This window comes from Olleya sp. 1-3, from assembly GCF_002836085.1.
GTDB classification, from domain to species: Bacteria; Bacteroidota; Bacteroidia; order Flavobacteriales; family Flavobacteriaceae; genus Olleya; species Olleya namhaensis.
This window is the reverse complement of record NZ_PJBW01000058.1, coordinates 237,184-251,737: the sequence shown is the minus strand read 5'-3', so window position 1 is coordinate 251,737 and position 14,554 is coordinate 237,184. Positions and strand designations below refer to the sequence as shown.

At 31.5% G+C, this 14,554-nt stretch carries 12 protein-coding genes; 9 read left to right on the top strand and 3 right to left on the bottom strand.

Going from position 1 to position 14,554, the window contains the following annotated elements; all coding sequences use genetic code 11:
- Position 1 precedes the first annotated feature (1 nt).
- From CXF54_RS14165 to CXF54_RS14150, 4 genes are all read left to right on the top strand, one after another.
- Positions 2-328, top strand: a complete 327-nt coding sequence (locus CXF54_RS14165) for a hypothetical protein (RefSeq protein WP_101204012.1) — start codon at positions 2-4, stop codon at positions 326-328.
- A gap of 2 nt (positions 329-330) precedes the next feature.
- Complete coding sequence (locus CXF54_RS14160; protein WP_101204011.1) at positions 331-1,107, top strand: RMD1 family protein; 777 nt, start codon at positions 331-333, stop codon at positions 1,105-1,107.
- Positions 1,108-1,247: 140 nt separating this feature from the next.
- Complete coding sequence (locus CXF54_RS14155; RefSeq protein ID WP_101204010.1) at positions 1,248-1,577, top strand: hypothetical protein; 330 nt, start codon at positions 1,248-1,250, stop codon at positions 1,575-1,577.
- A gap of 247 nt (positions 1,578-1,824) precedes the next feature.
- On the top strand, positions 1,825-4,206 hold the full coding sequence (locus CXF54_RS14150) for a GAF domain-containing protein (RefSeq protein WP_101204009.1): 2,382 nt from the start codon (positions 1,825-1,827) through the stop codon (positions 4,204-4,206).
- Here the strand turns inward: CXF54_RS14150 and CXF54_RS14145 are convergent.
- On the bottom strand, positions 4,196-5,467 hold the full coding sequence (locus tag CXF54_RS14145; RefSeq protein ID WP_101204008.1) for a Pycsar system effector family protein: 1,272 nt from the start codon (positions 5,465-5,467) through the stop codon (positions 4,196-4,198). The genes CXF54_RS14150 and CXF54_RS14145 overlap by 11 nt on opposite strands.
- Before the next feature lie 55 nt (positions 5,468-5,522).
- Here CXF54_RS14145 and CXF54_RS14140 point away from each other — a divergent pair, with 55 nt between their 5' ends.
- Together CXF54_RS14140 and CXF54_RS14135 are read left to right on the top strand one after the other, a co-directional pair.
- Positions 5,523-9,233, top strand: coding sequence for a metallophosphoesterase (locus CXF54_RS14140; RefSeq protein WP_101204007.1), 3,711 nt, complete (start codon positions 5,523-5,525; stop codon positions 9,231-9,233).
- A 10-nt stretch (positions 9,234-9,243) separates the two neighbouring features.
- Positions 9,244-10,530 (top strand): DUF2254 domain-containing protein, encoded by a 1,287-nt coding sequence (locus CXF54_RS14135; RefSeq protein WP_101204006.1) that lies wholly within the window; start codon positions 9,244-9,246, stop codon positions 10,528-10,530.
- Here the strand turns inward: CXF54_RS14135 and CXF54_RS14130 are convergent.
- Positions 10,525-11,331, bottom strand: coding sequence for a hypothetical protein (locus CXF54_RS14130; RefSeq protein WP_101204005.1), 807 nt, complete (start codon positions 11,329-11,331; stop codon positions 10,525-10,527). The two genes, CXF54_RS14135 and CXF54_RS14130, sit on opposite strands and share 6 nt — an antisense overlap.
- An 86-nt stretch (positions 11,332-11,417) precedes the next feature.
- Between CXF54_RS14130 and CXF54_RS14125 the strand changes: the two genes are divergently transcribed.
- From CXF54_RS14125 to CXF54_RS14115, 3 genes are read left to right on the top strand one after another with little or no spacing between them, the layout of a single operon-like run.
- Positions 11,418-12,104 carry a glycerophosphodiester phosphodiesterase gene (locus CXF54_RS14125; RefSeq protein ID WP_101204004.1) on the top strand — a complete coding sequence of 229 codons (687 nt, stop codon included), beginning with the start codon at positions 11,418-11,420 and terminating at the stop codon, positions 12,102-12,104.
- Complete coding sequence (locus CXF54_RS14120) at positions 12,101-13,312, top strand: NAD(P)/FAD-dependent oxidoreductase (RefSeq protein ID WP_090837759.1); 1,212 nt, start codon at positions 12,101-12,103, stop codon at positions 13,310-13,312. The genes CXF54_RS14125 and CXF54_RS14120 overlap by 4 nt, the downstream gene beginning before the upstream one ends.
- Before the next feature lies 1 nt (position 13,313).
- On the top strand, positions 13,314-13,847 hold the full coding sequence (locus CXF54_RS14115; RefSeq protein WP_101204003.1) for a DUF1697 domain-containing protein: 534 nt from the start codon (positions 13,314-13,316) through the stop codon (positions 13,845-13,847).
- On the opposite strand, the gene CXF54_RS14110 is transcribed toward CXF54_RS14115, so the two are convergent.
- Complete coding sequence (locus CXF54_RS14110) at positions 13,848-14,408, bottom strand: TetR/AcrR family transcriptional regulator (protein WP_090837755.1); 561 nt, start codon at positions 14,406-14,408, stop codon at positions 13,848-13,850.
- Positions 14,409-14,554 lie beyond the last annotated feature (146 nt).

Below are 14,554 nucleotides of genomic sequence, written 5' to 3'. Positions count from 1 at the left end.
AATGAAAAAACCAGACAATTTAAAACGTGTCATAGTAGACTTTAAAAAACTAACACCTGAAATTTTAAAGTTGTTAGTAGAAAAGTATCCTGATGGCTACGACGAAGATCATATTATCGAGTTTAGAAATGCTAAAAACGAGCTTATAGAAGCTGTAGAAGTAACTACGGAAGACACTAAGTATTTAGTCAAGGTTAGTACCAAATTGGTAAAAACTATGGAAAACTATGACGAAGATGATTATGAAGATTTTGAAGACGATGACGCAGAAGCAGTTCAGGATCCAGAATCAGAACCAAGCGAAGAACAAGATCACGACGATTTCTAAGCATGTATACTGTAGTTGCCTATCAGGTAGCTAGCACTATCAATATAAAACAATGTAAACAACAACTGTCTTGGCAGTTGTTGTTTAATGATAGTGACGAGCTGTATTACAAATGCGACGATAATGCGTTTGTGTACATTTTTCAATACGGAATAGTAAGCTTTTTTAATATGACCACTCGGTCTATTAATAAGGTGCTTGCTAGTATGGAGCCATTCTCCAATAATTATTTGTCAGAAAAACTATCAGAAGAGGTTAAGGTACTTATCAAGCCCAATAGTTTAAAAGTAGATTTTAATCATATAGAGTTACCAAAATTAAACGATGACATGATTAGGTTAGTCATGCTTAACGTGTCACAAAGTGTGGCGCTAGATCGTTATTCTGATATTACGTATGATCTTTTAGAAGAAACGAATAAACACACGCTTTATCTTGAAAAGAAAGGGAAACTAGATATTTCAGGAAATAAGCTAAAACGATTTATAGGTAGAACTTTAAATATTAAAAACCGAATTTCGGAAAATCTATACATTTTTGATTCGCCTGATAGTACATGGGAAAACGAACAATTAAATCAGCTTAATCAAGATTTAAAACAAACGTTTGATTTAAAAGACAGATACCGTTTAATTCATGATAGGATAGAAATTATAAAAGAAAATCTTGAGCTTTTTAAAGACATAATGGACCATAAAGAAAGCAGTAGACTAGAGTGGATCATTATTATTTTAATTGTAATTGAAGTTTTTGATATGTTTATTACTAAATTTATGTAATCTAAATAACACTTTAAAAACGTATATTAGACTTACCACGTGTATTGCCAAAATAAACAATACTAAAAGCGCTTTTGGACTTGAGGTGGCAAATTTCCGAAAACAACAAACAATACAATAATTTTATAAATTTTTTTAAAATGAAAACAAAATTAATTATTATAGCATTAGCTTTTTTTAGCTTAACATCATTCACAACTACAGATCCAATAGTTGTTACAGGTATTTACAAAGGCGTTGTAGAGTATGATTATGTATTTAATGTTCCAGAAAACGGTAATAGCCCAAAAATGTTATTTCAATATGTATCAGAAGAAGCTTTAGAGGCTTTTGATTTAGAATCTGACGATTTTGTTGGAAGTAAATTCAAGGTTACTTATGAGAAAACAATGGAAATGAGTGAAGATGCAGAAGGAAACGAAATAGAAATTGAAGTATTAACGATTACTGGTTTAGAGCTTAAAGACTAATATTAGTAGTATATATAACTAAGAAAAATCCGGAATTTATTCCGGTTTTTTTTGTTTTAAATTGGTTTTGTGTTAATAAAATGTTTGTTTTATAATGTTTTAAGAACTTTCAATTTTCTGTTTTGTATCTTTAAAAGAGTCCGTATTTAGTCTAGTAGTTTTTAATAAGACAAAAAGATGTCAACTTATTTAAAGTATCACGACTAATAGTGATAATGCGTATCTTTGCCGAACTTTAATACTTTCGATGATTGATCTAAATGACAATATAAATTTACCGTTTTCGTTACAAATTAGTTTTAATAAATTAATTGAACGTTACAAACCATTGGCTAAAAGTGAAGATCCATTCACCGCAGCTAAGGCAAAGCGTATACTAGAAATTCAAGAAGCAAATCCTATTCTAAAAGAAGGGTTTAGTAATATTTCTGTTTTAGAAAAGTATAAAGACGAAATTCAGATACTATTACAAGATTCGTTTAGCGAAGTTTTAAGTTTAAACGAGATTAAGACCGTAAGTGTACCTTATCATAATTTTATTTTTAATGCGTCAAAACGTTTTGAAAATATAATTAAAACAGCAGGTCCTGATTTTAAATTGGTTATAAAAAACATGCCAGAAAATGACTGGTATATTTTAGGGTGTACCATTATCATGAGTTTCTGTTATGGCTTTGATACTAATTTCAAACGACCATTATATTATGAAATTCCGGATGAAAACGGAATGATTAGAGTTTATAAAATCACGTATAATGCCGATTTTATGGAGATTTTACCAACGGATAAAGCACCAAAATTAACACAGTCAGATTTTGATGAGTTGTTGGATAATTTTGACAATATAGAGTTATGGAAAGTTAAGTTTCCGCCAAACAGTTACATTTCTAATGGGTTTGTAATTTCTAATATGTTTGATGTTACTGATGATCAAGCAATATCAAATATAAAAACGACTTTAATAGGAAACAACAAACGTAAAGACGAAAGCTTTATGAGTGATTTCCAACAAGTATTTAGGTCTTTGTTAGGGGTTAGTGATTTGCAGGTCGGTTTTTCTATATTCAATAAAGAAGAAAACACGTTAATGAAAGTGCATGACTCTGCTATTAGTAGTTTTTTATTAAAAGCAAAAGAGCAGTTTAAATGCGAGAATTTATTCTGTCATTATAGTTATGATAAAATATTAAAGGAGAAAACAAACTTTGCAATCTCTGATGTTGATAAAGGGTTTGAGCTTTCAAAGGGATTAGTACCTCAAATAAAAGTTTTAAAAGAACAAGGTTTTAAAAGTGCCATTTTTGCTCCTATTGCAGAAAATGGAGAATTGTTGGCAGTTTTAGAGCTGGTGTCTGTAACACCAAGAGCTTTAAACAGTATAAACTCTAATAAATTGGTAGATGTGATGCCTTTTATTTTGTCTGCAGTAAAACGCTCTAAAAGAGACGAAGAGAACCTTATTCAGGCTATTATCCAAAGAGAATGCACTTCTATCCATCCAAGTGTAAAATGGAAGTTTGAGAAGGCAGCTAGGCAGTTTATGCAAGAAGATTATAGTGGAGTGGATAACCCTACTTTTAATAAAATTAGTTTTGAAAACGTATATCCTTTATTTGGACAAATAGATGTTAAAGGATCTTCAGAAGCTAGAAATAATGCAACTCAAAAAGATCTAGCACTTCAACTTAAAATGGTTGAAAAAATTATAAAAATAGCTTTAAAAGAAGAACATTTACCAATATTTGAGCAGGTATTGTTTCAAATTAAAACCTATAAAACAGCTTTAAAAATTGATTTTAAAGTAGATAGTGAGCAAAAAATCACTCAGTTTTTTAAGTATGAAATTGAACCACTTTTTAGATTTCAACTTAAAAACAAACCCTATTTAAAAGAAGATATAGAAGATTATTTTAGTAAAGTAAATACTGATTTAGAAGTTATTTATTATTATCGAAAAAATTATGATGACACGATAAGTCTGATTAATAAAAACATGTCTTCATTATTAGATAGAAAGCAAGTTGAAGCACAAGCAATGTATCCTCACTTTTTTGAGCGTTTCAAAACAGATGGTGTAGAGCATAATATGTATATAGGAGAGTCCATAACAAAAGAAGATTCTTTTAACGAATTGTACTTGTATAATTTACGCTTGTGGCAAATGCAAGTTATGATAGAGATGGAAACTGCTTTCTATAACAAGCAGCACAAATATCCAATAGCTTTGGATGTCGCTTCTATGATATTGGTGTTTAATCAGCCATTATCTATAAGGTTTAGGGCAGACGAGAAACATTTTGATGTTGACGGAACTTACAATGCAAGATATGAGGTGGTTAAAAAACGTGTAGACAAAGCTAACATTAAAGGCACTACAGAACGTATTACAGCTAAAGGTAAATTAACCATTGTCTATTCTCAACAAGCAGATGAGTTTGAGTATTTAAAATACGTTAAATTCTTACAGTCTAAACATAAGCTAGGGGACGAGGTAGAAATTCTTGAATTAGAAGATCTACAAGGCGTAACTGGTCTAAAGGCTATTAGAATTAATATGCTATACCAAAAAGATTCTAGTAAAAAAGAGTTTTATACATACGACGATTTAATGAATGAAATTAAAGCATAGCTACAAACGTATTAGCAATACCATTTGGTAATACGGATTGTATGTGTGTAGATGTGTTTAAAACGTCTTGGATATTAACACCTGGGTTGTTTTTTACAGCTATACCAAAAGCTAATAGAGACACTATTATTCCAATCATAAATACGGTGTACGTTATTCTTAATAAACGGTATTTGCGTTCTAAAACTAATCCTAAAAAGTATAAATCTTTGGTTAGTGATTTGTAGATGTATTCTTTATCACTAATCATTTCATTAATAGCCCATTCAAATTCTTTAAGCCCCATTTTATGGAAGTTTCCAAAAAAGGTAAGGTTTACTTCCTTATTTTTTACATCTTCCTTAGTAAACTGTCCGCTAGTTACATTTGGACGTGTTGCTATAATGGACATTACCATAGATATTACACTAAATAATGTAAATATCACTGTAGGCCAAATCAAATAAGGGTTAGTATCTAATTTTGATATTAAATTAGCTAATACTACAGATATTATAATGGCATTTACAGATAGTAAAATGTTTGCTTTTGTATCTGCAATATCACTCAGTTTTATATGGTTTTTTAAAGCTGTTCTGTAAAAAGATTGGATAGCACGTTCTGGACTTTCATTTTTGTATTGCGCTTTATATTTTGCTTTTAGCTCTTCATTTTTAATTTTTGTCTTCTGTTTCTTTTTGGTTTTAATAAGCTTCGCTAAATTCTTTTCTTTTCTAGATTGCCAGTTTTTTAAAGCGTAATCTGTATGATATTTGTGTTTTTTAGATAATACTTTTATGTTTTCGTCTAACCATTCACTAGGTGTATAATTAGCTATACCGGATAATTCTAGCTCTTTTCTTAAAAACTCGCTAGCTTCAGGGAAGTATTTTTTTCCAAAATGAGAGCAATCTGCATCACGAATTATTTTTTCTAACTCGTTTTGCGGCTGTGCATCAAATTGAGTTGCTAATATGCAATTTTCAACACTTTTAATAAGACTTTCGCTCGCATTTTCAGATGTTAAAAAATCTCTAGCAATTTTCGCGCTAACAACTTCATGACCGTCTCTAGTTTGTGTATATCCTACGTCATGCAATAAGGCAGCTAATTCAAGTATTTCCGCATCATTAACATCAATTTTAGAATTTTCTATAATTTCTTTTGTACTTTTAAATACTCTTAGGGTATGCGTATGATTGTGATAGACTATAGTGTTTGGAAGCTCATTTTTAAGGAGGTCAAATACAAAAGCTTCGGTTTTTTCAACTAGTTTAGACATAGGTATGTAATTATTCTTATCCAAAGTACTAAAAAAATAAAACTATCAACCTTTAATGACAAAAAATAACATATTTCTAACGTTTACACTTGCTCTAATTTTAAGTAATTGCGCCAGTTTTGAGTCACAATACAAGGATGCAGATTCAGCAATTATAGCGTTGCCTAATAAAGCGGTTCATAAAACCTTTTATTTGGTTGGTGATGCGGGTATTTCTCCTGAAAACGGATTTTCTAACGGGTTAAAAGCCTATAAGAATTTCATTAAAAATAAAGACACAAAAGGAGATGTGACACTTTTTTTAGGTGATAATATTTATCCTGCAGGTTTACCTTCAAAGGAACATAAATCTTATAACGAGGCTAAAAATAATATTGAAGCACAAGTTAAATCTGTTAACGATTTTGATGGGCAGGTAGTATTTATCCCTGGTAATCATGATTGGTATGCCAATGGATTACATGGTTTAAAAAATGAAGAGAAATTTATAGAAGAGGCTTTAGGAGAGGATACTTTTAAACCAGAAAATGGTTGCCCTTTAGAAGTTGTTGAGATTAGTGATCAAGTAGAGCTAATTATTATAGATACCCAATGGTATTTAGAAAACTGGAATAAACACCCAACTATAAATGATGATTGCGAAATAAAAACAAGAGAGCGTTTTTTGCTAGAGTTGGAAGGCGAATTTAAAAAAGCCCAAAACAAAAATGTAGTTGTAGCCATGCATCATCCGATGTATACTAACGGTTCGCATGGTGGTTTTTATACTAAAGACAAACACTTGTTTCCTTTTCAAAGTAATTTGCCTTTACCCTTTTTTGCGTCTCTAATTACGCAAATCAGAACCCAAGGTGGCGTATCTATTCAGGATCGTTATAACGAGCGTTATAACAAAATGATGAACCGTATTAAAACCCTAGCCTTAGAGTATCAAAATATTGTATTTACTTCTGGTCACGAGCATACGTTGCAGTATATTGAAGATAGCGGTATCAAGCAAATAGTATCGGGTTCTGGATCTAAAAGTTCTGGTGCGTCTTTAAGTAATAATGGATTGTTTGCGTCAGGACAACAAGGGTTTGCTACATTAACAATGTTTGAAGATGGTAGTAGTTATGTTAGTTTTTATGGCGAAGATAATGAACAAGCAAAACTGTTGTTTACAAAACAAGTATTAGATGAAAAAGCTGCAGAATATGATCTGTCGCAATTACCAGATAGTTTTCCAACAACAACGCAAGTGTCTATTTATTCAAAAGAAGAAACAGATAAAACAGGGGTGTATCAAGCATTATTTGGAGAAAAATATAGAGCGTTATACAGTCAAAAAATAGAAGTGCCTGTAGCTACTTTAGACACACTTTATGGTGGGTTAGAAATTGTAAGAGAAGGCGGAGGGCATCAAACCCGCTCTTTAAGATTGCAAACCAAAGATGGGCGTCAGTTAAATATGAGAGCATTACGTAAAAGTGCAACACAATATTTGCAGACCGTTTTATTTAAAGAAACATATTTAAGTGATGATTTTGATAAAACTAAAGTCGAAGATTTAATATTAGATTTTTACACAGCAGCGCATCCTTACGCGTTTTCTGTAGTTCCGGATTTATCTCATGCAGCAGATGTATACCATACCAATCCAAAATTATATTATATACCAAAACACAAATATTTAAAGGATTATAATTACAATTATGGAGGCGAATTATATTTAATTGAAGAACGTCCAGAAGACAATTATTCTGACGAGAAAAACTTTGGTTATGCGGATGATATTGAAAGTACACATGATATTATTAAGAAAATCCGTAAAGATGAAAAATATAAAATAGACGAAAATGCATTTGTTAGAGCGCGTTTATTTGATATGCTTTTAGGAGATTGGGATAGACATCAAGACCAATGGAGATGGGCACAATTTAATCAAGAGAATGGAGATAAACTATACCGTCCAATACCAAGAGATAGAGACCAAGTGTTTTCTAATTTTGATGGTGCAATCTTAGATATAATGCGTTTTATTTCTGGGTCAACAAAGCAATTACAAGTGTATGATGCCGAGTTAAAAGACATCAAGTGGATGAATAGTGCCGGAATAAAATTGGATAAAGTGTTAATCCAAAAATCGGATAAATCGGTTTGGTTAAAGCAAGCGCAATACTTAATGGATCATATTACAGACGATGTGATAGAAGAGGCATTTAGTAAAGTGCCAGAAGAAGCTCAAGACGAATCATTACAACAAATTAAAACCTTTTTGAAAGGAAGACGTTCTAATTTGTTAGATATAGCGGAACGTTATTCGGATTATTTAAACGAATTAGTCATACTTACCGGAACAGATAAAGACGATTATATTGAAGTAAAAAGGATTGGTGATAACGAAACTCAAGTCGTAATTTCTAGAATTAAAAAAGGAAAGAAAGCAGATGTTATTGTTGATCGTACGTTTAATAAAAACATCACTAAAGAGTTATGGATTTATGCACTTGATGATGATGATGTTATTGAAGTAACGGGAAAGGCTAATAACTTGATTTTTACAAGAATTATTGGTGGTCAAAATAATGACGAATATATTATTAACAACGGAAGACGCGTACGTATTTATGACCACGAGTCTAAGCCAAATACGATAACAAAAAATAATGGAGCCAAAATAAACTTCACGGATGTTTATAACAATAACTTGTTTGATTTTCAGAAAAACATAGTTAAAACCAGTGTCTTAACACCAAGTTTAGGATATAATCCGGATGATGGTTTTAAAGTTGGTTTTGGATTAAATTATACTATCAAAGGGTTTACTCGTAATCCATACTCGCAACAACACCGTTTTAATGCAGGTTACTTTTTTGCAACTAGTGGATTTAGCGTAAACTATGATGGTGAGTTTGCTAACCTTTTTGGGGATTGGAACTTACATGTTGCAGGGCAAGTAACTAGCGAGAATTTTACAAATAACTTTTTTGGATACGGTAACCAAACCGTTAATAATGATGATGTTTTAGAATTAGATTATAATCGAATAAAAACAAGTACCTATGCGGCAAGTGTTGGTATATTGAAAAAAGGAGATTTTGGATCAGACTATGGCGCTAAATTATTAACCGAAGCTATTGAAATTGGAGAAACACCAAATCGTTTTATTGAAACTTTAGAAACATCGACAACAAATGACGATTTTTATAATCGACGTGTCTTTGTAGGTTTAGAAGGTAATTTTAATTACCAGAGTTTTGATAATGCTTCTAATCCAACGCGAGGAATGACTTTAGGTTTAGACGTGGGAGCAAAATCAGAGGTGAATAATTCTAAATATACTTATGGTTATATAAACTCAGAATTAGGGTTTTACAATGCGTTATCTACTAATAGAAAATTTGTTTTAAAAACAGATGTGCGCTCTCAGTTACGTTTTGGTGATGATTTAGTATTTTATCAAGCAGCAAATATTGGTGGTAACAATGGATTAAGAGGGTATAGATTACAGCGTTTTACGGGACAGAATAGTTTAACAGGTAGTGCAGATATACGTTATAGTTTTAATCAATTTAAAACCCGTGCATTACCACTACAACTAGGTGTGTTTGCGGGAGGAGATGTAGGACGTGTGTGGCTTAAAAATGGAGATTCAAAAGTATGGCATAATGATTTTGGTGTTGGTTTTTGGGTAACCGCAGCAGACAGTGTTTCTGGTACATTTAACTTTTTTAATAGCGAAGAAGGCTTACGCTTTTCTTTTGGATTTGGGTTGAATTTTTAACAACCATTACATGAAAAATATAATAGTCAGTGGGTTTGAATATTTAAAAAAGCTAGAAAGTAAAATAGCGTTTTATCCAACGGTGTATAGCTTAGTTGGTGTAGGCTTTGCCTTTTTTATGTTTTACATAGAAAATAAAGGGGTTTCTGCCTATTTAATGGATCATGTTCCTTTACTGGTTATTAATAATACAGAAACTGCTTTTAGTATTTTAACCACGTTTATTGCTGGGTTAATTTCAATAATGGTGTTTAGTTTTTCGATGGTTATGGTTTTACTTAATCAAGCGTCAAGTAATTTTTCGCCAAGAGTATTGCCAGGTTTGATTTCTAATAAACGCCATCAAAAAATATTAGGTATTTACAATGCGACGTTACTATATTGTATATTCACAATGGTTTCAATAGAGCCTGATGGTGATAAATATCAATTACCAGGTTTTTCAGTGTTATTGGCTATTGTTTTAATGGTCGTTTGTTTGGGTGCTTTTATTTATTTTATTCATTCTATTTCTCAAGAAATTCAAGTGCATAATATAATGCAGCGTATTTTTTCTGAAGCAAAAAACAGATTAGACCAACTTATTACATCAGAAAAGGATGGTGATCATGATTTCCCAGACACTGATAATTGGACGACTTATAATTCGGTTTCAACTGGTTTTTTACAAGATATAATACTAGACCCCGTGTTAGAGTTTGCTAAAAATAACGACTGCAAATGCCATGTGGTAGCCATAAAAGGACAGTATATTTATAAGGATAAACCCTTATTTAAATGTAATGCAGAAATAGAAAAAGAGGCTCTTGAGGATTTATTAAGCTTTTTTCAGTTTTCTAGAGACGAAGTTATTGAAAATAATTACGTTTTAGGGTTTAAACAAATTACCGAGATTGCAGTAAAAGCAATGTCGCCAGGGATAAATGATCCCGGAACTACAGAAATTGCAATAGATTATTTAACAGAATTATTTGAAAAAAGAATGCAGAAGCAAGATGTTAGTATTTTACAACATAATGATGATGCCTTGATTAAAATTAATTCGGTAAGTTTTAAGGACCTATTATTTTCTGTTTTAGCACCAATTAGGACTTATGCCAAGCATGATGTTGTAGTAGTGGTTAAATTAATACATATGCTTAATCACTTAGCTTTTACGGTTGGTTGTAAGAACAAAACCTATGTTAATGCTGTGCATGAAGAGGCTAGTAAGCTTTTTGAAGATGCTAAAAAGGCAATTACTAATCCAGAGGACGTAAAGCTAATTACGCTTCAATTAAAGCCTTTTAATTTATAGTTTAAAGCTGTAAATGTTGTTTCCGTCTTTTCCAGAATCTTCATCAGTAATATAAACTGTTTTGTTGTCTTTAAAGCAAATGCCTTCCTTTTGGCTGTCATGTTTTAAATCTATTTTAGACACAACACCTTCAAAAAAGTTATCTGTATTATATTCCGTTAAGGTCCATATGCGATCATGATTTAATAGTACAACGGTTTTGCCATCAGGGCTTATGTCTGCAGAGGTTACACGTGTGTCTTTTCCTTTTAATTCATATTCTGTAATGTAATTAGCTACATGTTCTCCTACTTTGTTCGGGACTTTAAGAAGCATTGTCTTTTTGTTCTCTTTACTAAAAACATAAAAGCTGTCTTTCCATAAAAAAAACGATTCAAAATCTTCTGATTTTACATCTTTTGGTAATGTAAAACTAATCGTTAATGCGTCGGTTTTATGATCCACATTTGCTAAGTTTTCAATTTTATAGATGAAGAATTTTTTTCGTTTTCTAGAGTTATTTCCAAGATCACCAATGTATAAATTGCCTTCAGTATCGCTAGCTAAATCTTCCCAGTCTTGATTTTTAATGTTACTAACATCAATGTCTTTAACAATGTCACCTTTTAAATCTAAACCATAAACATTATTATTGTTACCGGCATCTTGTATGGTCCAAATTAAATTAGAGTTTGTAACCATTTGTGCTGCAGAAGCTTCTTCTAAATCATTATCAATAGATCCAACCACAGTTAGTTTTCCGGTGTTGCATGACATAAAAAGTAATGCTGAAACTAGTATTGGTTTTAATTGAAATGTCATAAATTGTGATGATTTTAAATTTAAATAAATATAAGCATATATCAAACCAAATGTAGTTTTGGAATCTTAAAATATTGATAAAATTAATGAGTAAATTTCTTAAAATTGGCCACCGTGGCGCTAAAGGTTATGTTACGGAAAACACGTTAGAATCTATTGTAAAAGCTATAGATTTAGATGTTGATGGTGTGGAAATTGATGTGCATGTCTGTAAAACAGGAGAGCTTGTTGTTTTTCATGATTTTATTTTAGATCGTATTACAAATGGGGTAGGTACAATAGCTAATTTAACCTTAACAGATATTAAAAAACTAAAAGTAGATAATCAATTTAAGATACCAACTTTAATAGAAGTGTTGGATTTAATTGATAATACTATTGTAATAAATATTGAATTAAAAGGTGAAGGAACTGCAATTCCAACAGATCATATTGTTAAAGATTATATAGATAATAAAGGATGGGCTTTGGATAATATTATAGTTAGTAGTTTTAAGCATTCCGAATTACTTGAGCTTTACAATATAAATCCTAATATTCCATTAGGTGTATTGACAGAAGATAATTTTAGTGAAGCTTTAGCATTTGCCAACGTGATTAAAGCGAAAGCAATTCATCCTAAATTTTCTTTGTTAACCAAACTTAATGTTGCGCAAGCTCAAGCATTAGGGTATAAGATTAATACATGGACGGTTAATACAAAACAAGATATAAAACAAGCCATTAGCTATCAAGTAGATGCTATAATTAGTGATTTTCCAGACAGATTATGAAACAGTACGATGTAATTATTATAGGAGGCGGAGCAGCAGGTTTTTTTGCTGCAGTAAACATTGGAGAGCTACATCCTAACCTAAAAGTAGCCATATTAGAAAGAGGTAAAGATGTCCTTGGTAAAGTTAAAGTGTCAGGTGGTGGGCGGTGCAATGTGACGCATGCCGAGTTTATCCCACAAGAATTAACGACGTATTACCCTAGAGGGGAAAAAGAGCTGTTGGGGCCTTTTCATACTTTTATGACAGGAGATACTATGGGCTGGTTTGAAGCGCGTGGTGTACCACTAAAGATTGAAGATGATGGACGTATCTTTCCAACCAGTAATAACTCTCAAACTATTATAGATTGTTTTTTAAATGAAGCTGATAAGCACAATGTTGATGTGTTGACTAATCAATCTGTGATAAGTTTTGAAAAAATAAATACGCAATGGAGTATTAGCACTAAAACAGATCAGTTTTTAGCAAATAAATTAATAGTTGCAACTGGAAGTAATCCAAAAATATGGTCTTTTTTACAGCAATTAGAACATACTATAATAAAGCCTGTTCCATCATTATTTACGTTTAATATTAACGATCAACGTATAAAAGATATTCCTGGTGTAGTCGCTCAGAATGTTACAGTAAAAGTGGTTGATTCTAAATTAGAATCTTCTGGGCCATTATTGATTACCCATTGGGGGATGAGTGCACCTTCAATTTTAAAGCTATCTGCTTTTGGAGCTTTAGAGTTAGCAAAAAGAGATTATAAATTTGATATCGAAGTTAATTTTATTAATCAAGAATTTGAAACAGCGTTGTCAGATTTAAAAGACATCAAACAGGACTTGTCAAAAAAAACGGTGTTTAAAGCAACACAATTTGATTTGCCAAAACGCCTATGGAAAACACTAGTTTTAGCTGCAGATATTACGGAAGATAATAGATGGGCAGATCTTAATAAAATACAATTAGAGGCCTTAGCTGGACAATTAACAAAAGCTGTTTTTAAGGTAGATGGAAAAAGCACCTTTAAAGAAGAGTTTGTTACTGCAGGAGGAATAGATCTTAAAGAAGTTAATTTTAAAAATTACCAAAGTAAGATCCATGATAACTTATATTTTGCTGGCGAAATAATTAACGTAGATGCAGTTACTGGTGGTTTTAACTTTCAAAATGCATGGACAAGCGCCTATATTGTAGCTAAAAATATAGATAATTAGCATGCAAAAATATATTGCGTTTTTAAGAGGTATTAACGTTGGTGGTCATAATAAACTACCAATGCAAGATTTAAGAGCGCTTATGGATTTGTTAGGGTTTTTAGAGGTGAAAACCTATATTCAAACGGGTAATATTGTGTTTAAGTCGGATGTAACAGATATAGCTATAATAACCTCTAAGATTGAAGTGGGTATTGAAAATAGTTTTGGTTTTAAAATCCCCGTTTTAGTTAAAACACCAAAACAAGTGGCGCTAATTTTAGAGAAATATCCCTTTAGCGAAACTGAAAAACAAACCAGTTATTTTGCATTATTGTACACAAAAGTAGGTCGCAATCAAAAACAATTGATCACGACCTTTAGTTTTTTAAACGAAAAATTTAAGCTTATAAATGATTGTGTGTATTTATATTCTAGTACAGGTTACGGTAGGGCAAAAGCCAATAATAATTTTTTAGAAAAAAAATTAGAAATTACGGTAACTACCAGAAATTTTAAAACACTAACAAAGTTACTCGCATTAAGTGAGGCTTAATTAACGTTGGTTTTTAATACAATCCCAAGACATAGCAATAGCAGTCTTTAAGTCGTCTCCTTCCATGTCTAATTCTCCTTTAGTTTTTAACCAAACTGCAGATACAACATTACCATAAGCATATTGTAAAACTAATCGTAATGGGGCATCTCTAAGATGTTTGTCTTTGATACCATTTAAAAAGAAATCTCTTACAGAAGAAAAATGGACTACTGTTTTGTCCATAACTTCCTTAGAAATAATAGGAGGGACACCAATAAACTCTACAAATTGAAACGCAAGAGGATTACCAATAAAGTAGTTATATAAATTCAACCACATCGCTTCGTATTGTTTTTGGAAACCTTCATTTGGTAGGTTTGCCATCAAAACAACGCCATAATCTTGATAAATCATATTATAGATCTCTTCAATAATTTGATTTTTGTTTTCAAAATAGTGATATATTGTTCCTACTGCAACATTAGCCTCTCGGGCAACCTGTGACATTGGCGTAGCGTGTACACCTTGTTTTACCACTAGCTCAAGCATAGTGATAATTATACGTTGTTTCTTGTCCATGAAATAGACTTGTTATAATCGGTAAATTAGCTAAAAGCGAAGTTTTAAGGGAACCTTTTTACCTATTGTTAGTTATTAAATATAGTAAATAAAATTCAGTTTTTATCAGAAACTGAACGATTATTCGGTAGCAAAATTAAGAATTT